Below are 23,607 nucleotides of genomic sequence, written 5' to 3' on the forward strand. Positions count from 1 at the left end.
CGGCGCGGCGGGGAAACGTGTCGCGCCCCCTAGGGTGAGCGGCCGTGCCCATCGTCCTGGCGTTGCTGTGCAGCCTGTCCTGGGGCACCTCGGATTTCCTCGGCGGCACCCTCAGTCGTCGCCGCGCCGCGCTGGCCGTGGTCGGCGGCTCCCAGGCGTTCGGTCTGGCGTTCATGCTGCTCATCGCGTCGACGTCGGGATCCTGGTCCACCGACCGTGGCTACGTGGGCTGGGCGATTCTGGCGAGCGTGACCGGCGTCGGCGGTCTGTTGTGTTTCTACCCGGCGCTCGCGGCCGGGACGATGGGCATCGTCGCGCCGATCGCCGCCCTGGGCGTCCTGGTCCCGCTGGCCGCCGGCTTGCTGCGCGGCGAGGCGCCGGGCGGGCCGGCGGTTCTGGGGATCGTGCTGGCGGTCGCCGGCGTCGTCCTCGCCTCCGGCCCGGAACTGTCCGGCGGTGCCCCGCGGCGGCCGATCCTGCTCGCGTCGGCGGCCGCTGCCCTGTTCGGGCTGTCCCTGCTCGCCCTCGCCCACGGCAGCGAGACCTCGGCGATCATGACGATGACCGGGATGCGCATCACCACGTTCGTGTTCTTCCTCGCCGTACTGCTGGCGGTCCGCAACGTCGGGGGGCTGCGGCCGGTGGACCTGCCGTTGCTGGCCACCACCGGACTGCTCGACGTCCTCGCCAACCTGGCGTACGGCCTGGCGTCCACCGAGGGCCTGCTGTCGATCGTGTCGGTGCTGGGCTCCATGTACCCGGTCGTCACCGTGGTGCTGGCCTGGTGGTTCCACGGTGAGCGGCTCCGCGCGGTGCAGTACGCCGGGGTCGGCTCCGTCGTGGCGGGCATCGTGCTGATCGCTGCTGGCGACGTCCTCGGCTGACCGTGCGACGATCTGGTGCGATGACCCCTGCGACTGCTGCGACGTCGGCTGCCCGGTTGCCGGCAGCCCACCCGCTCGTCGACGGCCGTACGGCGACCAGCGGACTGATCCGAGCCTGCCGCGCCGACCGGCCCGACGTCACGCCGGTGTGGTTCATGCGGCAGGCGGGCCGCTCGCTGCCGGAGTACCGCCGCGTCCGGCAGGGCGTCCCGATGCTGCAGTCCTGCTTCACCCCCGAACTCGTCCACGAGATCACCATGCAGCCGGTCCGTCGGTACGGCGTCGACGCGGCGATCTTCTTCAGCGACATCGTCGTCCCGCTGAAGGCCATCGGCGTGGACGTCGACATCAAGCCGGGCGTCGGCCCCATGCTGGGCCGGCCGGTTCGGACCGCAGCCGACCTCGAGCAGCTGCGGGACCTCGAACCGGACGACATCGCCGGTGTGCTGCAGGCGGTGTCGGCGCTGGCTGCCGATCTCGGCTCGATACCGCTGATCGGTTTCGCCGGGGCGCCGTTCACCCTCGCCTCGTACCTGGTCGAAGGCGGCCCTAGCCGCGATCACGCCCGCACCAAGGCGCTGATGCTCGGCGCTCCCGAGGTGTGGCACGAGTTGTGCGCCCGGCTCGCCCGGATCGCTGGATCCTTCCTGCGCCAGCAGGTGCTGCACGGCGCCAGCGCGGTCCAGCTGTTCGACTCGTGGGCCGGTGCACTCGGTGCTGCCGATTACGAGCGGTACGTGCTGCCCCACTCGACGGCCGCGCTGGCCGCCGTCGCCGATCTCGGTGTGCCGCGGATCCATTTCGGCGTCGGTACCGGCGAACTGCTGGGCCTCATGGCCGGCGCCGGATCCGACGTGATGGGCGTGGACTTCCGGGTTCCTCTCGACGTCGCCGCGCAACGCGTGGGCCGCCCGATGCCGTTGCAGGGCAACCTCGACCCAGCCGTCCTGTTCGCGCCGCCGGCCGCGGTGGATACCGCGGTGCACGAGGTGCTGCGCCAGGCCCGATCGCTGCCGGGACATGTGTTCAACCTCGGCCACGGCGTCCTGCCCGACACGGATCCGGACCAGCTGGCTCGCGTCGTCGACCTCGTCCACGCGGGTCTTCCCGGCTGATGGTCACCGCGAGGCGCCGTCCGCAGCCCCAGCGCCATTCGCGGCGGCCGTGCCGTCCGCAGTCCCAGCGCCATTCGCGGCGGCCGTGCCGTCCGCAGTCCCAGCGCCATTCGCGGCGGCCGTGCCGTCCGCAGTCCCAGCGCCATTCGCGGCGGCCGTGCCGTCCGCAGTCCCAGCGCCGTCCGCAGGGGCGGGGACGGCGTGGGGGATAGCCGCCGGGTGGTCGTCGTCGGCGGCGGTATCGCCGGCCTCGTCGCCGCCCTCGACCTGCTCGACCAACCGGACGCTCCCATCGTCACGGTGCTGGAGCAGGCCGACGCGGTGGGCGGCAAGCTGCGGGCGGGCGCGCTGGACGACCTCGGCCACGACGCCGGCGCGGAGTCGCTGCTGGTGACCCGGCCGGAGGCGGCGGAGCTGGCCGAGCGGGTCGGCCTGGGCGCAGACCTGGTGACTCCGCGCACGACGACGGCGTCGATTTGGTCGCGGGGCAGGCTGCGACCGCTCCCGCGGCGCACCGTGCTGGGAGTGCCGGCCGACCTGCGGGCGCTTGCCGACGCCGGCATCCTGTCGCTGCCCGGCCTGCTTCGCGTCCCGCTCGACCGGTGCCTTCCCGGCTCGGCGCCGACGGCTGACGTCGCGGTCGGTTCGTACGTTGCCGCACGCCTCGGCCGGCAGGTCGTGGACCGTCTGGTCGATCCGCTGCTGGGCGGGGTCTACGCCGGCAGCGCGGACAACCTGTCACTGCAGGCGACCATGCCGGCGCTGTTTGCCGGTGTCCGGCAGGACAGGTCGCTGCTGGGAGCCGCGTCGAAGGTGACAACCGGGCAGCGTTCGGGGCCGGTGTTCGCCGGCATCGCCGGTGGCGTCAGCCGCCTAGCTCAGTCCACCGCGGAGCGGGTCCGGCTCGCCGGCGGGCAGATCCGTACCGCGACCACTGTCGTGGGCCTCGCCCGTGTCGGTGACCGGTGGCGGTTGTCGGTCCGCGGGGGCCTGGAGCTCGGCCCGACGGTGGAGGCTGACGCGGTCGTCCTGGCGGTTCCGGCTCCCGCGGCGTCGCGGCTGTTGCAGGCCGTCGTACCGACGGCTGCTGCCGACCTTGCCGACGTGGAGCTTGCCAGCGTCGCGCTGATCGCCATGGCGTTCCCGCACGACGCCGCATCCTGGCCGGACGGCTCGGGGTTCCTCGTGCCCGCGGTCGAGGGCTCGGCGGTCAAGGCGGTCACGCTGCTGTCCGCCAAGTGGGGGTGGGTGGCCGACCAGGATCGGCAACGGCGGGTGGTCCGGGCGTCGGTCGGACGCTGGGGCGACGCCGGGCTGCTGCAACGCGACGACGACGACCTCGTCGAGTTGGTTGTGGCCGAGCTCCGTCGTTTCCTCGGCGTCGTCGCGCCGCCGCTGGCGGCCAGCGTGACCCGCTGGGGTGGGGCCCTGCCGCAGTACGCCGTTGGCCACGTCGCGCGGGTCGCCCGGATCAGGGCGGCGGTCGCTACCCAGCCGGGTCTCGCGGTGTGTGGCGCGACGTACGACGGGGTAGGGATTCCCGCGGTGATCGCCTCGGCGCACCTCGCGGCGCGGCAGGTGCGCGGGTCGGTCGAGCCGTCCGGGCGAATGTGATCGGTTGTCCCTCAAGGGACGACGACCGACTGCCGATAGGCCAGTCGTGGCCGAGCTCTCACCGCCGGTGATCAAGACGTCCTCGCGACCCGGGCGCGACCTGAGCATTGTCAGCGCCGCGGCGGGCTTCTTCGCCCTGGCGCTGCTGCTGGGTGCCGTCGTTGCGGGCCTCGGCGTCCGCAACGTCCGGCTTGCCGGGGCAGCCGAGGCCCGGGTGACCAGCGCGCACGCCGATGCGGAGGCCGTCGCGCGCCTGTCCTCGTCGTTCTCCCGACTGGAGTCGGTGGCCCTGGAAGCCGTGTCCCTGCCGGCAGCGTCCCCGCAGCGCACGGTCGCGATCGCCGAACTTGCGGTGCGAGAAGAGGCGGCGAAGGCCGCCCTGGCCGAGGCGAGAACGACGTTGGACACCGGTGTCCCCGCGACCGCGGCGAATCTGCAGGTCGTCGACGACGCGCTGTCGACACTGCAGACGGCCGCGGCGGCGTCACCGCCGGCCGATGCGGCGGCTCGAAGCGAGGTCCAGGCCGACCGGCGGGCGGCCGAAGCCGCGGTCGATGCGCTGAGCACTACGGCCGCTGCCGATGCCGGAACCGCGGTCGCCGCTGCGGCCGAGGTCACCTCGGCCAACCGGCGGATCTTCTACTCGGTACTGGCCATCGGGCTGATGGGGTTGCTGGGCTACATCGCGGTCGTGATGACGATCCTGCGGCGCCGGGTGGTCCGGATGATCGAAGGAGCGGAGAAGCTCACCGACGGTGACCTGGCCGAGCGCTTGCCCGACAGCGGCAGTGACGATTTCGCCCGGCTCGCCCGAGCGGTCAATCGTGCCGCCGAGTCGCAACAGCGGTTGAGCCGGCGGTTGCAGGACGAGGCCGAGAAGGCCCGAATGGGCCGCGAGATCACCGAGGCGCTCGAGCTCGTCGATACCGAGGACGAGGTGAAGGAGGTCGTCGCGCGAGTGCTTCGTGACGGCTTCGCCACGTCGCCTGCCGAACTGCTGCTCTCCGATTCCAGCCGGGCACACCTGAGCGTCGAAGCGATCAACGAGGCGTTGCCGGCGCCGGGCTGCGGGGTCGATTCGCCGTACGCCTGCCCGGCGGTCCGACGCGGCTCGACCCAGGTGTTCCCGTCGAGTTCGGCGATCAACGCGTGCCAGAAGCTGCACGGGCGGCCGAGCGGTCCGGTCTCCGCCACGTGCGTGCCGTTGTCCTTCATGGGTCAGGCGCTCGGCGTCCTGCACGTGACAGGGCCCGACGGGGAGCGGCTGTCTGCCGACCAGGTCGACCAGCTGACCGGGCTGGCGACCCACGTGGGTGCTCGGGTAGGGACGGTCCGGGCCTTCAACCGCACTGCACTGCAGGCGACCACGGACGGGCTGACCGGCCTGCTCAACCGGCGCGCGTTCGAGACCCGGGCCCGGTCGCTGCTGCGGACCGCGCGACCGGCCGCGATCGTCATGGCCGACCTGGACTGCTTCAAGCTGCTCAACGACGCTCACGGTCACGATGCCGGCGATCGAGCGCTGCGACGGTTCGCCGGGGTGCTGCGCGACAGCCTGCGCGGCAGCGATCTGTGTTCCCGATTCGGCGGTGAGGAGTTCGCGCTGCTGATCATGGACAGCGACGTCAAGCAGGCCGTCGTGGTCGTGGAGCGGATCCGGACGCGGCTGGCCGAAGCTTTGACTGCTCAGTCGCCGGTGTTCACTGCAAGTTTCGGTGTCGCGCGTGCCGACGGTCTGGACCTCAGCGAGGCACTGCAGATCGCCGACCGGGCCCTGTACCAGGCGAAGGAGGACGGCCGGGACCGCTACGTCGTGGCCGACCAGCCGGCACGTGACCTCGCGGAGTGGCCGGCGGAACCCGGCGAGCAGCAGGACGCTCTTGTCGCCCACGAGGTATGGCGCGACGACGACCCCTTCGGCGGGAGTCGCCCGGCCTGACCGATGATGGGCGCATGGCTGCCACTGATTCGCCGCGCCCGAAGGCTCGTGATCTCAACCAGGTCGTCCGCTACACGATGTGGTCGGTCTTCCGAGCTGACCTGCCGCTGCCGGACGATCGGTCCGGGCTGTCGGCCGAGGTGTCGGATCTGTTCGACCAGTTGGCGGCCAAGGACGTAGTCGTCCGCGGCACCTACGACGTCTCGGGCCTGCGCGCCGATGCCGACCTGCTGGTGTGGTGGCACGCCGAGTCGTCCGACGACCTGCAGGCGGCGTACCAACGGCTGCGCCGCACCGCCTTGGGGCGTCACCTGGCGCCGGTGTGGTCGGTGATGGCACTGCACCGGCCGGCCGAGTTCAACAAGTCGCACATCCCGGCGTTCCTCGCCGACGAGCGTCCTCGCGACTACGTCTGCGTGTATCCGTTCGTGCGGTCGTTGGAGTGGTATGTCCTGCCGGACGAGGAGCGCCGCGCGATGCTCGCCGAGCACGGTCAGCTCGGCCGGGAGTATCCGGACGTCCGCGCCAACACCGTCGCGGCATTCGCATTGGGCGACTACGAATGGGTCCTCGCGTTCGAAGCCGACGAGCTGCATCGCATCGTGGATCTGATGCGCCATCTGCGCGCGTCGCGCGCTCGACTGCACGTCCGCGAGGAGTTGCCGTTCTACACCGGCCGGCGTCGTCCGGTGGCCGACCTGGTGGCCGACCTGCCGTGAGCGGCTGGATCCAGGTGCGCCGCGGCGGGCAGCGACGTACCGTCTGCGCCATGGATCCCGAGACCGTGCCCGACACCGCGCCGACCGGAACGCCCTATCGAGTGTCCCGCAGCGAGGCGGAGTGGAAGGCCGATCTGACACCGTTCGAGTACCGGGTGCTGCGCCAGGCCGGCACCGAACCTGCGTGGTCGGGCGAGTACGTGTCGACGAAGACCCGTGGTGTCTACAGCTGTCGGGCCTGCGGGGCGCACCTGTTCACCAGTGAGACGAAGTTCGACTCCCACTGTGGTTGGCCGTCGTTCTTCTCGCCATTGGCCGGTGACGCGGTGGTGGAACTCGAGGATCGCAGCATGGGAATGCTCCGGGTGGAGGTGCGTTGCGCCGCGTGCGGGTCGCATCTGGGACATGTGTTCTCCGGTGAGGGCTACGACACCCCGACAGACCAGCGCTACTGCATCAACTCGGTCGCGCTGCGGCACGAAACGGTCGACTGAGCGCCTGACGGCAGTAGCCCTCGCGAGTTGGGTACGGTGACGGCGTGGCCACCGCGAAGTGGGGCGCTCCGGTCGAGTTGGACGTCGCCGGGCGCACGGTACGGGTGACCAACCCGGACCGGCCGTACTTCCCCGAGGTCGGCTTGAGCAAGGTCGACGTCGTGCAGTACTACGCCGGCGTCGCCCCGATCATGCTGCGCAGCTTGCGGGAGCGTCCGACGACTCTCGAACGGTGGCCCACCGGGGTGCTCGAGGGCGTCACCTTGACCCAACGCGACGGGACGAAGGGGGATGCCTTCTACCAGAAGCGCGTTCCGCAGGGCGCGCCGTCGTACGTCCAGACCGCGACGATCGCGTTTCCTTCGGGACGGACGGCCGACGAGATCTGTCCGACCGAGCCGGCCGTGATCGCGTGGGCGGCGAATCTGGGCACGATTACCTTCCATCCCTGGCCGGTACGCCGAGCCGACGTCGATCACCCCGACGAGTTGCGGCTGGACTTCGATCCGCAGCCCGGTACCGACTTCCGCGATGCGGTGCGGGTGGCCCAGGAGGCCAAGGCCGTGCTGGACGACCTGGGCTGGATCGGGTTCCCCAAGACCTCCGGCGGGCGAGGCGTGCACGTCTACGTCCGGCTGCAACCGCGATGGACGTTCACCGACGTACGCCATGCCGCGATCGCGTTCGGCCGTGAACTGGAACGGCGGATGCCGCAGGAGGTCACCACGTTGTGGTGGAAGGAGCAGCGCGGCTCGCGGGTGTTCGTCGACTACAACCAGAACGCGCGAGATCGCACCATCGCGTCGGCGTTCTCCGTCCGGGCGAAACCGCACGCACCGGTGTCGACGCCGTTGCGCTGGGAGGAACTGCCGGCAGTCGACCCGCGGGACTTCACCGTCGTCACCGTGCCCGGCCGGCTCGCGGAGGTCGGCGACCTGCACGCTGCCATCGACGATGTCGAGCACGACCTGAGTCCGCTGCTGGCGTGGTACGAGCGGGACGAACGCGACCACGGCCTGGGAGATATGCCGTATCCACCCGAGTATCCGAAGATGCCCGGCGAACCGAAGCGCGTGCAGCCGAGCCGGGACACGTTGCGTGACAAGGACTCCCCGGCCTGATTGACCGGGTGCTGACTGCTTGGCACTGCCTGGCAAATCCCGGCTGGTTCGGCATTGCTGGTAGCAGCCGTGACATTGTCGGCGACGAGGCCGGCGGCGACAACACCCGCGAGGATCGGTGCGCTCCGGTTGCGCCTACCGTTGTCGGCATGCCGACGTGGCTGTGGCTGGTCGTTGCCGGGTTCCTGCTGTGGGCCGTCAGTTGTCTGGTGCTGGCATGGTCTGCCACCCGGCTGCCGGCCGGTCTGCTGCGGGACATGGCGGAGTTCCTGCCGGCCTGCGTCACCACCGCACGCCGGTTGCGGCGGGACCCGGCTGTCCCACGGCGAGCCCGAGTGGCGTTGTTGCTGGCGGTCGTGTGGGTGCTGTCACCGATCGACCTGATCCCGGAGTTCCTGCCGGTGATCGGCCCGCTCGACGACGTCGTGGCGGTCGTCCTGCTCCTGCGGTACGCCGCTCGCGCCATACCGCGCCCGACCCTGGTCGCGGCGTGGCCAGCGAATCCCGCCACCGTGGAGCGGCTGCTGGGTCGAGCCTGACGATGGCCTCGGCTGCCGCGGGCCGCCTCAGCCGCGGTGGCGCCTAACGGTCGTGGCCGTCCTCGCCGCGGTGGGACAGCGGCGCCTGGATGCCGTGTTCGACCTCGTCCTTGCCGGTCTCGCCCTCATTGGTGCGCGTGGTCGTCGGGATGACCTGGGGGTCGCCGCCGTCGCCGACGAGGTCCTGCTCCTCGCTCGCGGTCCGGGGCCCCTCGGCGTCGCCGTCACGTCCATCCATGTCCGCCTCCTCCTCGTCCTCAGCGGCCGGGTGGCGCTGCGCGGCCAACTGTGACCCCGAATCGCCGGTCCCGCCTGTCGAGCCCGCAGGTTCGCGGGTGCGGCCGTCGACGCCGACGGCGCGCAGGATCCGGTCGATCAGCAAACCCAGCACGAGGCCCGCGGCGACCCCGACGACGATGGCGATCAGTGGATAGTCCCCGAGCCAGCGGCCGGCGCCGATGCCGAGCAGCATCGAGTATCCCGCCCAGCTGGTCGCGGCGATCGCCACCAGGAGTGAGAAACGACGTCGCGGATACGGGATCGATCCCGCCGTCATGTTGACCGCGACCCGTCCCACCGGGACGTAGCGCGCGGCGATGATGAAGACCGGGCCGCGTCGGGTGACGGAGTCCTCGGCCCAGTCGAGCGCGGCCTTGCCCTTGCCCTTGCGGAACAATCGAAGCCGGCGCGGTTGTATCCGGTGCCCGATCGTGTAGGCGATCTGATCGCCGGTGAACGCGCCCAGGGCCGCGGCGATGCCGATGTAGCCGAGTTTGGGTTCCCCGGTCGAGACCGACAGCGTGACCAGCGCGATGATCACCGACTCGCTGGGCAACGGCGGGAAGAAGCCGTCGATCGTCGCCAGCAGAAACAGGATGACGTAGACCCAGGGCGACGAGGCCAGATCCAAGATCCAGTGTTCGAGTCCGCCCACGACCAAAGACCGTACGTCACCGCGGCCGCTGTCGCGCGACGCTGCGGCGGCATCGCCGCAGCCGACGGCGGACCGGTCGAGTCTCGGGACAGATACGGCGCCGCTCGGTTCTGCGGCCGGCAACGGGTCAGGCGCCGCGGCCGGCCGGACGCGGGCGGGATTGCGCCGTTCAGGTTCGGCTGAATGATGTGATCATCCGGCTGCGTGCCTGATGGGCGACCACGGCCGCTCGCGGGTTACTGTCGGTAGTGCCATGGCCATGGTCGGCCCAGCCGCAGCCCAGGGAGTCACGATGAGGACGATCGAGGTGCACGCCGTCGACGGCGCGGTCACCGCGATGTGCTCTGACGCCTCGGGCATGACGCGGACGGTGGCGATCGGCTCGTGGCTGGTGCTCTGGTCGCAGGTCAGCCCCGGCGACCGGTTCGTGCTCAGTTGGGAGGAACTCGAAGCGGCCGAGGTCAGCCTGGGCCACGCCCCGACCTGGGTGCTCGAACGCCTGGTAGCCGACGCCGGTTCCGACCCGGCCGGCGGCTCGGCCAGCGAGCCGGCCCCGTCCCCGGCTGGCTCGCGGTCGCATCCGGCTGGCTCGCGGTCGCATCCGGCTGGCTAGGCATCCGGCCGGCTCGGTATCCGTTCGGCTAGCGGCGTACTCCGGGCAGGACATCGCCGAGGTCGAACCGCACCGGCCGGTCGAGTTGGTCGTAGGTGCACGACTGCGGGTCGCGGTCGGGTCGCCATCGGACCAACTGCGCCACATGCCGGAAGCGGTCACCTTCCATGTGGTCGTAGGCGACTTCGGCCACCAGTTCGGCGCGCAGCGGGATCCACGACAAGTCCTTCGTCCCGGTCCAGCGGGACACGCCGCCAGGGAGCCGGCTGCCCAGGTGGGCCGCCTGCTCAGCCCAGGAGGCCCACGGATGGCCGGCGAGCCCGGCGTCGCCGACGGCGTACGGCGCCAGTTCCGTCAGCAGCGCCGCTCGCCGCGCCGCGCTGAACGAGGAGGCGACGCCGACGTGGTGCAGCGTGCCGCGCTCGTCGTACAGGCCGAGTAGCAACGAGCCGACGACACGCTGACCGTCAGCGTCCGGCTCCTTGTGTGCCCGCCAGCCCGCTACGACGACGTCGGTGGTGCGGGCGTGCTTCACCTTGAGCAGGGTTCGCTTGCCCGGCGTGTACGGCGACTGCCACGGCTTGCACACCAGGCCGTCGAGTCCCGCGCCCTCGAAGTGGGAGAACCATTCCCGGGCAAGGGATTGGTCGTCGGTGACCGGGGTGACGAAGAACGGCGGCTGGGCGGCGGCCAGCGCACGCTCCAGGGCTGCCCGCCGGGTGCGGTAGGGCTCGGCCAGCAGCGCTTGCTCGCCGACGGCCAGCGCGTCGAAGGCGACGTAGGCGCACGGTGATTGCTCGGCCAGTTCCGCGATCTTCCACTTGCCGGCCTCCGACCGCGGCCGGATGCGATTGGTCAACTCCTCGAACCACAACCGGCCGTCGTGGGCGACCACGAGTTCGCCGTCCAGTACTGCCCGTTCCGGCAGGTTCGCCAGGGCGGCCGCGACGACCTCCGGGAAGCAGTAGGTGAGATCCTTCCCGCCCCGGCCCCAGATCTGGACCTCGTCGCCGTCGCGGTAGATCAGGGCCCGGAAACCATCCCATTTCGGTTCGTACGCAAGGCCGCCCTCCACCGCGTCGGGAGCCGGCACCTCGTCGCCAGCGGGCTTGGCCAGCATCGGGTCGATCGGCGGCATGACGGGGAGTTCCATCACGAGGCCCTTCCGTAGCGCAGGAACAGGGAACCGTCTTCTTCCAGCACGGAGCGCAGCGACAACGGTGCCGGGGCGACCGGCAGCGGCGAGCCGGTGAGGATGCGCTCGGTCGAGACTCCACCCGCGTACCCGCCGCCGGCCAGCAGCGGTGAGACCGACAGGCACAACTCGTCCAGCAGGTCGTCCGCGACCAGTTCGGCCAGCAGACACGGGCCGCCCTCGCAGTGCACCCGCCGCAGGCCCCGCTCGTGGAGCGCGGTCAGACCAGTCGCGAGGTCGACCGTCCGGTCGCCGGCCACGATCACCGTGGCGACCTCGGCCAGGGCACGCTGGCGGGCCCGGTCCGCGGCGGCCACCGTCAGCACGATCGTCCGAGTCCCGGCAGCGGTGAACATCGGTGCGTCCGGGTCGAAGTCCAGCGACCGGCTCACCACGGCCAACGCGGGACTGGCCGACTGGCCGGCGGCCGTCCGGGCTGCGGCGTACCGCTCCCGCACCGACGGCGCGCCGTACGACTCGGCGCGCGCGGTTCCCGCGCCGACCAGGATGACGTCGGCCAGTCCCCGCAGCGCCCCGAAGAGGCGCTTGTCCGCCCTGCTGGAGATCCCGCGCGACAGCCCGCCCGGGGCGCGCGCGGCACCGTCGACGGTGGCCACCATGTTCGCCCGCAGCCACGGTCGATCCGCGGGCCAGGCGTACACCGCGTCCACTGCCGCGTCGGCCAGGTCCTCGGCCGGCGCGGGCAGCAGCATCCTCACCGGCCGATCATGGCAGCCGTAGCCTGTCGGGGTGCCTGTGCGACTCGTCGACCGCGACCCGGTGGTCCCCACGGTCGAACTGGTCGGGGGAATGGTCCCGCCGCCGCGGTTCGGCGAGGTGACCTTCGACAGCTACCTGCCCGATGCTGCCTACCCGTCACAAGCCGCGGCGCTGGAACACCTTCGTTCCTTCGCTTCCACGCTGCACACCGCTGCGATACCCCGACGATCGTGGCGCGGCCGCGGCAAGGCTGCACCGACCAGTTCGGGGGTCTATCTGGACGGCGGCTTCGGTGTCGGCAAGACCCACCTGCTCGCGGCGTTGTGGCGTGAGGCGCCAGCCCCGAAGGCGTTCGGCACCTTCGTCGGCTGGACGAACCTGGTGGGGCGCATGGGCTTCGCCCAGGCGGTCGAGGCGTTCTCGCAGTACCGCCTGCTGTGTATCGACGAGTTCGAACTGGACGATCCCGGCGACACGGTGCTGGTCTCGACGCTGCTCACCCGGCTCGCCGAGCGTGGCGTCAGCCTGGCCGCCACCTCGAACACGCTGCCCGATCGGTTGGGCGAGGGCCGGTTCGCTGCCGAGGACTTCCTGCGCGAGATCCAGGGGCTGGCGGCGAGGTTCACCACGGTGCGCGTGGACGGGACGGACTACCGCAACCGGGGCCTGCCGCAGGCGCCGGTGCCGAGCTCGGACGCCGACGTACGGGCGACCGCGGGACCGGCGGCGTCGTTGGATGGATTCGACGACTTGCTGGATCACCTGGCACGGGTGCACCCGTCGCTGTACGGCCACCTGGTGGCGGGCGTATCCGCGACTCATCTGCTGGAGGTGTCCGCGGTGCACGACCAGGCCCGCGCGCTGCGCCTGGTCGTGCTGGCCGACCGGCTGTACGACCGCGACATTCCGGTGGTGACGTCCGGTGTGCCGCTCGATCAGGTCTTCGCCCCGGACCTGCTGGCCGGGGGCTATCGCAAGAAGTACTTCCGCGCGATCTCCCGGCTGGTTGCCCTGGCCCGGCAGAGTGACAGTGCCGCAAGTGCGCCGACCGGCCGCATCCCTGGCCCTGGATCGGTGGGCTAGCGGGGCACCGGAGCGTGGCGGCGTGAAGGCGCCCCCGGCCGCGACGGGGGAGGCACGACCGGGGGCGCGTGGCCACGCTACCGGGTTACCGGTGGCGGTGACGAGTGGGGGCGCAGGCTCGTGCGGAGGTCAGCCGGGACGCCGGGAGTCGAACTGGTGCACCACTGGCCCGTACGCGAACTCTCGGGTGGCCTCGAAGAACTCCAGCGGGAACCCCAGGGGAATCGCGCTCGCGTCGTCCAGCCGGCGCATGGCGTCGGCGGGCAGCCGGAGTTCGGCCGCAGCGAGGTTGTCGGTGAGTTGGCTGACGCTGCGGCTGCCGAGAATCGGGTGGATGAACGGCTTGCGGGCCATGATCCAGGCCAGCGCCACCTGGGACGGCGTGGCGCCCAGCTCGGCGGCGACCGCGTCGAGGGCCCGCGCGATCGTGAGGTCGCGCTCGCTGATCTGGGCCGGATCGATCCGGGTGGGTTCGGTCGCCGTGTGCTGCGTGAACTTTCCGGTCAGCAGGCCCCGCGCCAGTGGGGACCAGGCCGCGACCGACAGGCCGAGTTCTTCGGCCATCGGCAGCAACTCACGTTCGATGTCGCGCTGCGCCAGGCTGTATGGCAGCTGTGCGGCCACGAACGGGCTCCAGCCGCGGAGTTCGGCCATGGTGTTGGCACGGGAGATGGCCCAGGCGGGAGTGTCCGAGACGCCGACGTACAGGACCTTGCCGGCCGCGACCGCGTCGTCGAGCGCGCGCATCGTCTCGTGGATCGGGGTGTGCGGATCCCAGACGTGCACCCACAGCAGGTCGACGTAGTCGGTGTTGAGGCGGCGAAGGCTCTGTTCCAAGGAGGTTCGCAGGCTCTTGCGATGGTTTCCGGACGCATTCGGGTCGGCGCCGTCGATGGACAGCGTGTACTTGGTGGCCACGACGAGCTGGTCGCGCTGGCCACTGAGCAGTTCGCCGACGATCCGCTCGCTCTCGCCGTTGGTGTACTTGTTGGCGGTGTCGATGACGTTGCCGCCGGCCTCCCGGTAGACCTCCAGGACCTTCCGACACTCTTCGATCGGCGAACCCCAGCCCCAGCTCTCGCCGAACGTCATCGCGCCGAGGAACAGTTCCGAAACTCGTAGGCCGCTGGTGCCGAAAGTGCGGTATCTCATATCCAGTTCTCATTCCCTCGGGTGCAGTGACGGGATCCATTGGTGTCGCTGTGGTCTCGGTGCCGGCCGGCGCGGCCCGCGTTAGCCGGCAAAGGGCCGGACCGGCTGCCCGGCCACTCCGGCGGGAGCCTGGAAGACGGCGCCGGCAGGTCCCGGGTCGTCCGCGCCGGCCGGGCGATACGTGGTGATGAACAGCTGGTCCAACCGCGGTCCGCCGAACGTGCAGGCCGTGACGTGGGGCGTGGCGACCTCCACGATCTCGTCGAGGTCGCCCCGGGGCGTATGGCGTTGCACTCGACCGCCGCGGATCAGTGCCACCCACACCCCGCCCTCGGCGTCGACGCACAACCCGTCGGGGGCGATGCGATCCGGCCCCGGGTCGATGGTGACGAAGGGGCGCCGGTTCTGCAGCCCGCCCTCGGCGTCGTAGTCGAACACGTCGACCCGCTGGGTACCGGTGTCGACGTAGTAGGCGCGCGAGCCGTCCGGACTCCAGTCGAGGCCGTTGGACGAGGTGATCTTCTCCAGGACGACGTGCACCGAGCGATCGGGATCGAGGCGGTACAGGTGCCCTGCCTCGCGCCGCCCACTGACCCAGGAACCGCAGTAGAACCGGCCCTCCGGGTCGCACGCGCCGTCGTTGAGGAGCATCGCCTCGTTGCCAGGCAACGTCTCGCTGAACTGCGTGCCTTCCGTGGCGTCCAGCAGCATCAGGCGTCGCCCGCAGGCAACGACGGTGCCGCCGCCTTGGCGCGGCCGCAGCGTGGAGACGTGGGAGTCGACGTGGTGACGCCGTACGGCGCCGTCGGCAGCGAGGGAGAGGATGTCGCCACGGAACATGTCCACCCAGCGCAAGCCACCCCAGGCGTCGTCCCACACGGGGCTCTCGCCGAACGCGGTGATCGGCTCGGTGATCGGCTCGGCTCGCATGCAGGCCCCCACGATCGGCTCGACGGGTCGGCACGGCGGGCGAGGCCCTGCGCGGTAGCGCACCAACGGGTCGTCCGCTGCGGTGGAGAGGTAGTTCAACGAGCTTTACTATTACTGTAGGACCGCGCTGACGAACGCGTCAACCGTCGGTGTTCGTCAGCGACCCGGGCGGTGCGCCGGGGCGGTCGCGCAGCACTGGAAGTGGAGTCGAACCGCGTGCCGGTCGGGGCCGCTACGGCGATCCGCGGTTCGCCCGAGTCTGCCGGGGTGCGAGCTGCAGCACCGGATCGCTCGTCGCGGCCGGCCGCGTCAAGCGCTGCTGGCGTCGTGCCGGCAGCCTTGTGGTGGGCGATACAGGATTTGAACCTGTGACCTCTTCCGTGTCAAGGAAGCGCGCTAGCCCCTGCGCCAATCGCCCGTGGCATCGTGCAGCCGAGGTGGAGACGGGATTCGAACCCGTGTAGACGGCTTTGCAGGCCGTTGCCTCGCCTCTCGGCCACTCCACCGGGTGCCCCAGAGGGCCTCCATCCGAGCGGACGACGGGATTCGAACCCGCGACCCTCACCTTGGCAAGGTGATGCTCTACCAGCTGAGCCACGTCCGCGCACGCACCAGGTCCGGTGCGAAGCGACACCCTAGCCCACGGGGCGATCTCGATCCAAAGCGCCCAGGGAGCGCAGCGCCCCCCGGCGGCCCGTCCGGCACCGGCAGAATCCACCGCGACGGCAGGCAGCAGGATCGACCGGGCGGGAGGGTGATGACGGGCATCGTCGGCGGTCCGCCGTACGCCGAGCTGCCGCCGGTGGCGTACCTCAGCGGCCTGCTCGGCACCGGCTTGGTCGACGTGGCGACCGACCTGTCCGTCCTCGACGGCACTGGGCGCTGGGCGGTCCTGGTCACCTTCGAGGGCGACGTCGTCTGCGCTCGTTTCGCTGATTGGCGTCCGGCGTCCCCAGCAGCCGCAGTGGCGGCCGGCTGGCGTGGACCGGACCGGGAAAGCTGGCGCAGCTCGCTGGGGGAGACCGGTTTCCGGGCTGCCGTCGCCACGGTGCGCGACCGGATCGCGGCCGGGGTGGTGTACCAGGTCAACGTCTGCCGGGTCGTCGAGGCAGCCCTGCCCGATCCGGCGCAAGCCGATGTCGCTGCGCTGCATGCGATCCTGACAGCCGGCAACCCCGCTCCCTTCTCCGGAATGTTGCGGCTGCCGGCCGCGGGGGTGCATGTCGCGAGCGCGTCGCCGGAACTGTTCCTCCGGCGTCAGCGTGACGTCGTCGAGTCGGGCCCGATCAAGGGCACGGGCCGGACGGCGGCCGACCTCACGGCGAAGGACGAAGCCGAGAACCTGATGATCGTTGACCTGGTCCGCAACGACCTGTCCCGAGTCAGCGTCACCGGTTCGGTGAGTGTGCCAGCGTTCCTGCGCACCGAGCAGCATCCCGGGCTGGTCCACCTCGTGTCGACCGTGCGCGGCGAACTCGCCGACGGCATCGGCTGGCCGGAGATCTTCGCCGCCACCTTCCCGCCGGGCTCGGTCAGTGGTGCGCCCAAGTCGACTGCGCTGCAGCTGATCGCCGAACTGGAACCGAGCCGGCGAGGCCCGTACTGCGGTGCGCTCGGCTGGGTCGACGCCGATCGGCGTACCGCCGAACTGGCTGTCGGGATCAGGACCTTCTGGCTCGCCGACGGAACTGTCCGGTTCGGGACCGGGGCCGGCATCACCTGGGCGAGCGACCCGGGTCGCGAGTGGGACGAGACGAAGCTGAAGGCCGAGCGGCTGGTGCGACTGGCCTCCGCCGGCGCGGCGCCGTGCTGAACGGCGGGCGTCCGCAGCGAGGCGTCGTCAGCGATGACGTCGTGAGCGATGGCGTCGGGTGCGATGACAGGGTGGGCCAGTGAAGATCTGGGTCGGCGACCGTCTCCTCGACGACGCCGAGGCGCGCGTGTCCGTCCTGGACCACGGGTTCACCGTGGCGGACGGGGTCTTCGAGACCCTGAAGGTGGTCTCCGGCACGCCTTTCGCACTCACCCGGCACCTCGCCCGGCTCGGGCATTCGGCCCGGGGCCTGGACCTGCCGCCGCCGCCGGAGTCGATCATCCGCGACGCGGTCGCCATGACCGTGCAGGCCAACGTTGCCGCCCTGGGTGCGCTGGGCAGGTTGCGGATCACGTGGACCGCCGGCGCCGGACCGCTGGGTTCGGAGCGGGGCGGGTGGGCACCGACGCTCGTCGTCGCGACCGCTCCGCTGCAGCCCTGGCCCCCGACTGCTGCGGTGGTGACGGTGCCGTGGACCCGCAACGAGCGCGGCGCACTCGCCGGGCTCAAGGCCACGTCGTACGCCGAGAACGTCGTCGCGCTGGCCCGCGCGCAGGCGCAGGGCGCCAGCGAAGCGCTCCTGGCCAACACTCAGGGGCAGCTGTGCGAGGGGACCGGATCGAACGTGTTCGTGGTCTCCGGCGGCCGGCTTCTGACGCCGACCCTCGCCAGCGGAGCGCTGGCCGGGATCACTCGCGCCCTGGTGGTCGAGTGGGCGGAGGTCGAGGAGGCCGATCTGCCGCTGGCGGCGTTGGGCGAGGCCGACGAGGTCTTCCTCACCTCGAGCACGCGGGATGTCCAGCCCGTTCACGTCGTCGATGGCCGACCATTGCGCGCGCCCGGGCCGGTCACCGCGGCCGTGGCCGAGCTGTTCGCGGTGCGATCGGCCGCCGACGCGGATCCCTGACGCACCAGGTGTCGGCATTCCTTGCACAGACCCCTGACGGACCAGGCGTCGGCTGGCGACGCCGCCTCCTGAGCGAACCGCTCCGGGAGGCCGCGCCGACTCCTCACCGAATCGGCTGAGGGGCCGTAACCTGGCGCGATGCGGGGCAAGCGCAACCGGACCGAGCCGGAGCGGACAGGTCTGGACGGCTCCGACGCGCACGACCCCGGGATCGACGAGGCCGCGCCGGATGCGCCGTCGCCCCGCGGGACCTTCCTGCTGCGCCTGTCAGCCGGCGCGGGCGGGTCGGCGATGTCCGGTGCGTTGGCCGGTTTCGAACTGTTCGACCCCGGGCTGGCCCGCTACCGCCAGGAGCAGGACCGGCAGGGAATGCTCGTGGTCACCGCGCCGAGCCCGGGCGACGACCTGCTCCGGCAGCGACGCCTGCGAATCGAACGCCCCCGTGAGGCCCCGGCGGCCGACGTCGCCGATGCGGTAGGCTCGCGCGCCGCGGGCGGGGAGCCCTCGGGCGATTAGCTCAGTGGTAGAGCACTCGCTTCACACGCGAGGGGTCACTGGTTCAAACCCAGTATCGCCCACCAGAAAGCCGTAGATCAGCGGGCCCTTCGACGGCCTCGACTCGGTCGGCCGCCCTCGACCCTCATCGCGGTCCGACCGCGGGCGGTCAGCCTCGTTCCGCGACTGCCGAGGCCGGAAGGTGTCGGACGTCCGTGGCAGCCTCCACGAGATGGCAGCGAGCCGGGGCGAGTTTGAGTGAGCGGGGTCGTGATGAGTGCTGGGCGAGGTCGTCGCAAGCGTGACTGCGTGACCAAGAAGGTGCGGTTCAAGGACCACGAGGATGCCGTGCGCTTCCTCCGCTTCGCGTCAACCGCCCGCGCTCGAGCAGACGTCGACGGAGTCGACACCTCACACGGCGCTGTCCGATCGTACGAGTGCGGGATATGCCGGGGATTCCACGTGACGTCCCAGGTTGCCGCTTGACGTCCCCGCGTGAGAAAGCGGAGCGGACCCGACCTCAGCAATGGCGGTCGCTCATGTTTGTTAGCCAGCAACTGGAACGTGGAGACTGATCGACTCGGCCGGGGCGCCACTGTCCTCGGTCAGCACGAACTGGATCTCCACGCTCAGTGCTGTCGTGAGCTTCAGCAGGGTCTGCGTGGTCGGGGCTACCTGACCACGCTCGATCCGGCTGATGTCAGCCTGCGTCACTCCCGAGAGTTCAGCCAGGTCCGACTGACGGAGCCCACGCGCCTTGCGCGCGCCGAGGATCACCGAGCCGAATGCTGCGGCCTGGTCGAAGGCACGCACGATGTCCTGTTCGGCCGGCGTCAGAGCCGCTTCGCGCGCCCGCGCGTACTCGCTGAATGTCTTGGCCATCGCTCCTCGTCTCAAGGTCGACTCCGACAGCATATGTGGAAAGCCACATACAGACAACTTGCTAACCTTTCTGGCGCTTCGCACGATTCGCCTCGGCGGCCCTCCAGGCCGTCAAGCGCTTCCGAGCTTCCCGGATCTCTCTGTTCTGCTGGCGCTGGCTGTCGTCTCCACCTTTGTCGTAGCCGTGCAGAAGCAAGATCGCCCTGTCTCCGTAGAAGTGGACGAAGAGTCGCAGCAGGATCTTCTTCTGCGTCGGCAGCCCCTCATCCCGTTCATGGCCAGCGAGCCTCTTGATGGTGGCCGCGTCGTGTCTCACTCTGAACTCGTGAAGGCCCTCACCAAGAGCCTTCAGCCACGGGGTCGATCCCAGCTCGATTCCATGAATCTCCAGAAACCGGACGATGCCAGCTCCGAGCGCCGCAAACTCGGCCGGCGTCAGCGAGTCCATCCAGAGCTCGACCGGACGACGTCCTGCGTCGTCCTCGTAGAACTCCGCCGTCCAAGCCCCGGGCTCGGTCACGGGTCGACCTTCCCATCGACCTCCGACACCGGCGCCGAGAGCCGCTTGCCAATCTCGGTATCGCAGTCGGCAGCGGCGCGCTGGTGGCGCATGGCTCCACCCGGGTGTTGCCCAGTCGGTCCATGGGCTCTGCAAGCGTCGCGCCTGTCTGGGCCGCGGGGGCCGCGCCGGTGGCGAAGGTCGTGCCAGCGCGGGTCGTCGCGGCTGGCCTCGGCACGGCCAGGTGGGACATCCATGGGGGTCGAGGCGCTATGTCCGCCCCCCGGCGGGAGGGGAAGAAGCAAGGCAGCTCGGCGAGCCCACCGAACCGCAGCGGACACCAGGCAGCGAGCAGCGCCATCAGTGTTTGTAGCGTCCGGCAGGTTCAGGGACGCTTACGCTCCAGCGTTCCCGCTAGTTGCGCTGCCGCGGGAATTAGACAGACTTCATCTGGCAAGACTGGTCTTATCTGTCAGGCGCCACTGGTGCCTGACGCCGCCACTCGACCTGAGAGTTCTGTGATCTCGTGTAGTAGCGCCATGGACCTGCGCATACTGACTCAAACCCATATCGCCTACCAGAGAACGTGATCCGGCGCCGAGCAGCGTGCCGCGGTTCATATAACCGGCCCGGACGCCCCAGCCATGGATGAGCTTGGCCAGGATCGGCTGGCGGACGGCAACCCTTCCTAGAAGGGTGGGGGTCCGACCAGGGTGATGCCACCGTTTTGCTGAGCGCTGAGTGCGATCCTGGCGAAGTCCACGATGCAGGTCGAACCTTCGAATGGCTCGCTGGCGCCGCGGTAGAAGGTCTCGCACTCGCAGGTTGGCTGGATGCCGAGCACCTTGGCCGTTGCGCTCTTGACGGTGAAGGCGTGAGGCACCCCCGCGGGAACCATGACGAAGTCGCCGGTGCCGAGCTCGTGTTCGTCGTCGTTGATGCGGTACTGAATTCGTCCGTCGAGCACCCACATCGACTCCGAGACCGGGTGGGTGTGAATCGGGGTCGACTTTCCCTCGACCATGTCGATTTCGATCAGGCTGATGTCGTTGTTGGCGCGGCTGAGTTTCCACGTGAAGACTCCGCCGCCGAAGAACCATCGCTTCTCGCCCTCGCCTGACCGTTGGATCACCGGGGCAAGTGTCGTTTCAGTCATCTGACAACTCCAGTCTCCCATGAGACTAACATCTCACGACGAGACTGACATATCATGAACCCCATGTCAACGGACTACCTCGAGTCGGGTCGCAAGCGACAGAAGCAGCGCACCCGCGACCAACTGCTCGCTGCGGCGCGAGAGCTGATCAATGCGGGCGACACGCCCACTGTCGAGGAGGTCGCCGAGGCCGCCGGGATCTCTCGCCCCACCGCCTACCGCTACTTCGCGTCACGGGCCGAACTTCTCGTCGCGGCCTTCCCGGAGACAGGGGCAGCGTCAGTCCTTCCCGACCCGCCGCCGGCGGCCCTGGACGAACGCGTGGCCGCCGTTGCCAGGTTCGTCATCGATCTCGTGCAGGACACGGAACCCCAGCAGCGGGCGATGCTGCGCCTCTCGTTGGGAGAGACGCCGCACGAACTGCCGCTGCGCCAGGGCCGCGTCATTCCCTGGTTCGTCGAGGCGCTGGCGCCCATGACAGAGTCGATCGGCGAGGACGGCGTCCACCGGCTTGCGTTGGCACTGCGCGCCGCGTGTGGCATCGAGACCCGCGTCTGGCTGACCGACATCGCCGGACTCCCGCCCGCACGGGTCAGTGCCCTCCAGCAGTGGATGGTCGACGCACTCGTCAAGAGGGCCCTCGAAGCGCCGCCGCCGTGACGCACCGCGCCCTGATTCAGCGGGATTCGGAGCGGAACAGCTCGATGCGATGGTGACGGTGGGGGAGGTTCCTACGGCTCAACGGCCTGCGGCCAGCAGTCGGTCGGTCGCCGGGTCCGGTACGCCGCCGAAGTACTTGCGCAGCACCGAGTCGAACGTGTGATCCGTCGGTACAGCCCGGGCGAACAGGGTCATCGACGAACGCAGTTTCAGCGCGTCGACCGGCCCGAGCACGGCCTCGGCGTCGTCGGTGTCCAGGTCGAGCAAGGCAGTCGCACACTCGCGCAGCCGATTCCCGAGGACGGGATGATCGGCGTACGCGCGCGCCTGGCTCAGCGACCCGATGCCGTAGGCGACAGCCGTAGGACTACGGCCGAGCCCGGCGAGTTGTGGCAGCACGAACCACATCCAATGACTGCGCTTGCGTCCACTGCGTAGTTCCGCGAGCGCACGGACGTAGGTCGCGTCGGCGTCTTGCGCCCGCAGGAATCGCTGCAGATCGTCCGGGTCGTCGGTCAACGGTTGCTCCGAGCTGCGACGGCGGCAGTTGTGCCGACAATAGGCGCATGACGGCGGCCAGCTCACGCATCGTCCTGGCAGTGACCGGCGCGACGATTCTTCTCACCGGGCTCTCGCCGGCGCCGACCGCATCGGCGACCGCCGCCGCCATGACCGCAGCCGCTGCACCCACAACAGGCACTACGGCGACGACGGTCACGGCAGCGACGACGGCCAGGGCAGCGACGACGGACGCCGTACCCGGGGCGGAGCCGGTGGCCGCTGCCGCGGCGCGTGCCCTGGCGGCCCCCGCCGTCCTCCCCGTCGCCGATCTGCGACTCACCTTCACTCCGGTGCGAGGTGGGTTACGGCAGCCGACCGATGTCGTGGCGACCGCGGACGGGACCGGGCGGCTGTTGGTCGCTGAGCGACGCGGCACGGTGCGGCTGATCCGCCACGGCAAATTGCGTTCCCGCCCCTATCTGGACCTGCGTCGGGTCGTGAATGCGGCCGGCAACGAGCAGGGTCTGCTCGGCCTGGCGGTGGATCCGCAGTTCTCGCGCAAGCCCCGGCTATGGGTCACCTACACCCGCGGCGACGGCGCCCTGGTACTGGCCCGGGTACGTGCGACGTCGTACCGGGCACTGCCGCGACGGTCAAGCCTGACGGTGGTGCTCGTGGTCAAACATCCGGCGTATGACAACCACAACGGGGGCGACCTCGCGTTCGGTCCGGACGGATACCTCTACCTCGGTACCGGCGACGGAGGCGGCGCCGGGGATCCGCGCAACAACGCCCAGAACCCCCGATCGCTGTCGGGCAAGCTGCTTCGGCTCGACGTCACGCACTCCTGCCACCGCAAGGCCTACTGCATTCCGCCGTCGAATCCCTTCCTCGGGCGACCGGGAATGAAGAAGCAGATCTGGTTGACCGGGTTGCGAAACCCGTGGCGGTTCTCCTTCGACGCCACCACCGGCGATCTGTGGATCGCCGACGTGGGCCAGAACCGTTGGGAGGAAGTCGATCGCGTCCGCCCGTCGCAGGGTGGTGCCGACCTGGGCTGGTCGTGTCGGGAAGGTGACGCGGCGTACGACGCGGGCCATTGCCGGCCGGGCGTGGCCAGCCTCGCTCCGGTGGCGACGCTATGTCACCCGGGTGCCGTTGCCGGCTGTACCAGGAGCACAGGCGGACAATCGCTGACCGGCGGGTACGTCTACTGGGGCGCGGCGTATGCGGCGGTCGCCGCGGGTACCTACGTCTCGGTGGACTGGGCCACCGGAACGGCGTTGCTGGTCCGAGACGGCACGAGCGCCACCAGCGCGTCGACCCCGGGTGTCACGGCGTTCGGCCAGACCGAGACCGGGGAGCTGGTGGCGGTGACGTACGACGGACGACTGATGTCGGTGGGCTTCACGACCGGCTGAGGCGACCAGCCACGCGGCCAGCCAACGCGGGCAGCCGAGCCTCCGGGCTGCAACGGCATAGGAACGCCGAGAACGGGCGCAGGGCCGACGACGGCGCAGCACCCGAGGACAGTGCGGACCGACAACGGCGCGGACCGACAACGGCGCGGGCCCGTCGGGAGCCGCTCGATAGCATCCGACGGACCGGGCCGACGCCCGGTGACGACTGGTGCGACAGGAGC

General features: G+C 70.4%; 23 protein-coding genes, 4 tRNA genes and 2 pseudogenes. 16 read left to right on the forward strand and 13 right to left on the reverse strand.

Annotated features, from left to right (window positions below):
* Positions 1–44: 44 nt before the first annotated feature.
* The 8 genes from EPO13_06330 to EPO13_06365 all read left to right on the forward strand — a co-directional run bounded on the left by EPO13_06330 (position 45) and on the right by EPO13_06365 (position 8,425).
* Positions 45–884, forward strand: coding sequence for a DMT family transporter (locus EPO13_06330; GenBank protein ID TAK69494.1), 840 nt, complete (start codon positions 45–47; stop codon positions 882–884).
* A 20-nt stretch (positions 885–904) separates the two neighbouring features.
* Positions 905–1,999 carry a uroporphyrinogen decarboxylase gene (hemE, locus tag EPO13_06335; protein ID TAK69495.1) on the forward strand — a complete coding sequence of 365 codons (1,095 nt, stop codon included), beginning with the start codon at positions 905–907 and terminating at the stop codon, positions 1,997–1,999.
* A gap of 219 nt (positions 2,000–2,218) precedes the next feature.
* Complete coding sequence (gene hemG, locus EPO13_06340; GenBank protein ID TAK69751.1) at positions 2,219–3,613, forward strand: protoporphyrinogen oxidase; 1,395 nt, start codon at positions 2,219–2,221, stop codon at positions 3,611–3,613.
* A gap of 46 nt (positions 3,614–3,659) precedes the next feature.
* Positions 3,660–5,552, forward strand: a complete 1,893-nt coding sequence (locus tag EPO13_06345) for a diguanylate cyclase (protein TAK69496.1) — start codon at positions 3,660–3,662, stop codon at positions 5,550–5,552.
* Positions 5,553–5,566: 14 nt separating this feature from the next.
* Positions 5,567–6,271, forward strand: a complete 705-nt coding sequence (locus EPO13_06350) for a hypothetical protein (protein ID TAK69497.1) — start codon at positions 5,567–5,569, stop codon at positions 6,269–6,271.
* A 50-nt stretch (positions 6,272–6,321) separates the two neighbouring features.
* On the forward strand, positions 6,322–6,765 hold the full coding sequence (gene msrB / locus EPO13_06355) for a peptide-methionine (R)-S-oxide reductase (protein TAK69498.1): 444 nt from the start codon (positions 6,322–6,324) through the stop codon (positions 6,763–6,765).
* Positions 6,766–6,809: 44 nt separating this feature from the next.
* Positions 6,810–7,886: an ATP-dependent DNA ligase gene (locus EPO13_06360; GenBank protein TAK69499.1), complete on the forward strand. Its 1,077-nt coding sequence runs from the start codon at positions 6,810–6,812 to the stop codon at positions 7,884–7,886.
* 149 nt (positions 7,887–8,035) lie between these two features.
* Complete coding sequence (locus tag EPO13_06365) at positions 8,036–8,425, forward strand: DUF1232 domain-containing protein (GenBank protein TAK69500.1); 390 nt, start codon at positions 8,036–8,038, stop codon at positions 8,423–8,425.
* Positions 8,426–8,762: 337 nt separating this feature from the next.
* Here the strand turns inward: EPO13_06365 and EPO13_06370 are convergent.
* Positions 8,763–9,359, reverse strand: a pseudogene (locus EPO13_06370) (DedA family protein).
* Positions 9,360–9,651: 292 nt separating this feature from the next.
* On the opposite strand from EPO13_06370, the gene EPO13_06375 reads away from it, so the two are divergent.
* Positions 9,652–9,972: a hypothetical protein gene (locus EPO13_06375; protein TAK69501.1), complete on the forward strand. Its 321-nt coding sequence runs from the start codon at positions 9,652–9,654 to the stop codon at positions 9,970–9,972.
* Positions 9,973–10,000: 28 nt separating this feature from the next.
* Here the strand turns inward: EPO13_06375 and EPO13_06380 are convergent, their stop codons facing one another.
* Positions 10,001–11,125, reverse strand: a complete 1,125-nt coding sequence (locus tag EPO13_06380) for an ATP-dependent DNA ligase (GenBank protein TAK69502.1) — start codon at positions 11,123–11,125, stop codon at positions 10,001–10,003.
* Entirely contained in the window at positions 11,125–11,886 is a 762-nt protein-coding gene (locus EPO13_06385; protein ID TAK69503.1) for a pyrimidine reductase family protein, read from the reverse strand. Before EPO13_06385 ends, EPO13_06380 begins: the two co-directional genes overlap by 1 nt.
* A gap of 91 nt (positions 11,887–11,977) precedes the next feature.
* Here EPO13_06385 and zapE point away from each other — a divergent pair, with 91 nt between their 5' ends.
* Positions 11,978–12,970 (forward strand): cell division protein ZapE, encoded by a 993-nt coding sequence (gene zapE / locus EPO13_06390; protein ID TAK69752.1) that lies wholly within the window; start codon positions 11,978–11,980, stop codon positions 12,968–12,970.
* Positions 12,971–13,099: 129 nt separating this feature from the next.
* Here the strand turns inward: zapE and EPO13_06395 are convergent, their stop codons facing one another.
* The 5 genes from EPO13_06395 to EPO13_06415 form a co-directional block, all read right to left on the reverse strand.
* Positions 13,100–14,122: an aldo/keto reductase gene (locus EPO13_06395; protein TAK69504.1), complete on the reverse strand. Its 1,023-nt coding sequence runs from the start codon at positions 14,120–14,122 to the stop codon at positions 13,100–13,102.
* A gap of 81 nt (positions 14,123–14,203) precedes the next feature.
* Positions 14,204–15,052: an SMP-30/gluconolactonase/LRE family protein gene (locus EPO13_06400; GenBank protein TAK69505.1), complete on the reverse strand. Its 849-nt coding sequence runs from the start codon at positions 15,050–15,052 to the stop codon at positions 14,204–14,206.
* Between the two features lie 342 nt (positions 15,053–15,394).
* A tRNA-Val gene (locus EPO13_06405) sits at positions 15,395–15,470 on the reverse strand.
* A 17-nt stretch (positions 15,471–15,487) separates the two neighbouring features.
* Positions 15,488–15,558, reverse strand: a tRNA-Cys gene (locus tag EPO13_06410).
* 25 nt (positions 15,559–15,583) lie between these two features.
* Positions 15,584–15,656 (reverse strand) — tRNA-Gly (locus tag EPO13_06415).
* Here EPO13_06415 and EPO13_06420 point away from each other — a divergent pair.
* The 4 genes from EPO13_06420 to EPO13_06435 all read left to right on the forward strand — a co-directional run bounded on the left by EPO13_06420 (position 15,630) and on the right by EPO13_06435 (position 18,353).
* A complete protein-coding gene (locus EPO13_06420) occupies positions 15,630–16,865 on the forward strand; it encodes an anthranilate synthase component I family protein (protein ID TAK69506.1) in 1,236 nt (411 codons plus the stop codon). The genes EPO13_06415 and EPO13_06420 overlap by 27 nt on opposite strands.
* Before the next feature lie 79 nt (positions 16,866–16,944).
* On the forward strand, positions 16,945–17,772 hold the full coding sequence (locus tag EPO13_06425; GenBank protein ID TAK69507.1) for a 4-amino-4-deoxychorismate lyase: 828 nt from the start codon (positions 16,945–16,947) through the stop codon (positions 17,770–17,772).
* Positions 17,773–17,910: 138 nt separating this feature from the next.
* Positions 17,911–18,288, forward strand: a complete 378-nt coding sequence (locus tag EPO13_06430) for a hypothetical protein (protein TAK69508.1) — start codon at positions 17,911–17,913, stop codon at positions 18,286–18,288.
* Positions 18,279–18,353 (forward strand) — tRNA-Val (locus tag EPO13_06435). Before EPO13_06430 ends, EPO13_06435 begins: the two co-directional genes overlap by 10 nt.
* Positions 18,354–18,813: 460 nt before the next feature.
* On the opposite strand, the gene EPO13_06440 is transcribed toward EPO13_06435, so the two are convergent.
* The 4 genes and pseudogenes from EPO13_06440 to EPO13_06455 form a co-directional block, all read right to left on the reverse strand.
* Complete coding sequence (locus EPO13_06440) at positions 18,814–19,182, reverse strand: XRE family transcriptional regulator (protein ID TAK69509.1); 369 nt, start codon at positions 19,180–19,182, stop codon at positions 18,814–18,816.
* A gap of 28 nt (positions 19,183–19,210) precedes the next feature.
* Positions 19,211–19,597 carry a hypothetical protein gene (locus EPO13_06445; protein TAK69510.1) on the reverse strand — a complete coding sequence of 129 codons (387 nt, stop codon included), beginning with the start codon at positions 19,595–19,597 and terminating at the stop codon, positions 19,211–19,213.
* A 178-nt stretch (positions 19,598–19,775) separates the two neighbouring features.
* Positions 19,776–19,887: pseudogene (locus EPO13_06450) on the reverse strand (site-specific integrase).
* 449 nt (positions 19,888–20,336) lie between these two features.
* On the reverse strand, positions 20,337–20,825 hold the full coding sequence (locus EPO13_06455; GenBank protein TAK69511.1) for a cupin domain-containing protein: 489 nt from the start codon (positions 20,823–20,825) through the stop codon (positions 20,337–20,339).
* A gap of 33 nt (positions 20,826–20,858) precedes the next feature.
* Between EPO13_06455 and EPO13_06460 the strand changes: the two genes are divergently transcribed.
* Positions 20,859–21,464 (forward strand): TetR/AcrR family transcriptional regulator, encoded by a 606-nt coding sequence (locus EPO13_06460; protein ID TAK69512.1) that lies wholly within the window; start codon positions 20,859–20,861, stop codon positions 21,462–21,464.
* A gap of 78 nt (positions 21,465–21,542) precedes the next feature.
* Here the strand turns inward: EPO13_06460 and EPO13_06465 are convergent, their stop codons facing one another.
* Entirely contained in the window at positions 21,543–21,983 is a 441-nt protein-coding gene (locus EPO13_06465) for a DUF1810 domain-containing protein (GenBank protein TAK69513.1), read from the reverse strand.
* A gap of 47 nt (positions 21,984–22,030) precedes the next feature.
* Here EPO13_06465 and EPO13_06470 point away from each other — a divergent pair, with 47 nt between their 5' ends.
* Positions 22,031–23,386: a glucose/sorbosone dehydrogenase-like protein gene (locus EPO13_06470; GenBank protein TAK69514.1), complete on the forward strand. Its 1,356-nt coding sequence runs from the start codon at positions 22,031–22,033 to the stop codon at positions 23,384–23,386.
* Positions 23,387–23,607: the final 221 nt, after the last annotated feature.

The sequence above is a fragment of the Actinomycetota bacterium genome (assembly GCA_004297305.1).
Classification (GTDB): domain Bacteria; phylum Actinomycetota; class Actinomycetes; order S36-B12; family FW305-bin1; genus FW305-bin1.

Bases quoted from the DNA above. Each gene is read 5' to 3' on its own strand.
- hemE (TAK69495.1), top strand. From the start codon at position 905: ATGACCCCTGCGACTGCTGCGACGTCGGCTGCCCGGTTGCCGGCAGCC.
- EPO13_06350 (TAK69497.1), top strand. From the start codon at position 5,567: ATGGCTGCCACTGATTCGCCGCGCCCGAAGGCTCGTGATCTCAACCAG.
- msrB (TAK69498.1), top strand. From the start codon at position 6,322: ATGGATCCCGAGACCGTGCCCGACACCGCGCCGACCGGAACGCCCTAT.
- EPO13_06365 (TAK69500.1), top strand. From the start codon at position 8,036: ATGCCGACGTGGCTGTGGCTGGTCGTTGCCGGGTTCCTGCTGTGGGCC.
- EPO13_06375 (TAK69501.1), top strand. From the start codon at position 9,652: ATGAGGACGATCGAGGTGCACGCCGTCGACGGCGCGGTCACCGCGATG.
- EPO13_06380 (TAK69502.1), bottom strand. From the start codon at position 11,125: ATGGAACTCCCCGTCATGCCGCCGATCGACCCGATGCTGGCCAAGCCC.
- zapE (TAK69752.1), top strand. From the start codon at position 11,978: ATGGTCCCGCCGCCGCGGTTCGGCGAGGTGACCTTCGACAGCTACCTG.
- EPO13_06395 (TAK69504.1), bottom strand. From the start codon at position 14,122: ATGAGATACCGCACTTTCGGCACCAGCGGCCTACGAGTTTCGGAACTG.
- EPO13_06400 (TAK69505.1), bottom strand. From the start codon at position 15,052: ATGCGAGCCGAGCCGATCACCGAGCCGATCACCGCGTTCGGCGAGAGC.
- EPO13_06420 (TAK69506.1), top strand. From the start codon at position 15,630: ATGCTCTACCAGCTGAGCCACGTCCGCGCACGCACCAGGTCCGGTGCG.
- EPO13_06430 (TAK69508.1), top strand. From the start codon at position 17,911: ATGCGGGGCAAGCGCAACCGGACCGAGCCGGAGCGGACAGGTCTGGAC.
- EPO13_06440 (TAK69509.1), bottom strand. From the start codon at position 19,182: ATGCTGTCGGAGTCGACCTTGAGACGAGGAGCGATGGCCAAGACATTC.
- EPO13_06445 (TAK69510.1), bottom strand. From the start codon at position 19,597: ATGGACTCGCTGACGCCGGCCGAGTTTGCGGCGCTCGGAGCTGGCATC.
- EPO13_06455 (TAK69511.1), bottom strand. From the start codon at position 20,825: ATGGGAGACTGGAGTTGTCAGATGACTGAAACGACACTTGCCCCGGTG.
- EPO13_06460 (TAK69512.1), top strand. From the start codon at position 20,859: ATGAACCCCATGTCAACGGACTACCTCGAGTCGGGTCGCAAGCGACAG.
- EPO13_06470 (TAK69514.1), top strand. From the start codon at position 22,031: ATGACGGCGGCCAGCTCACGCATCGTCCTGGCAGTGACCGGCGCGACG.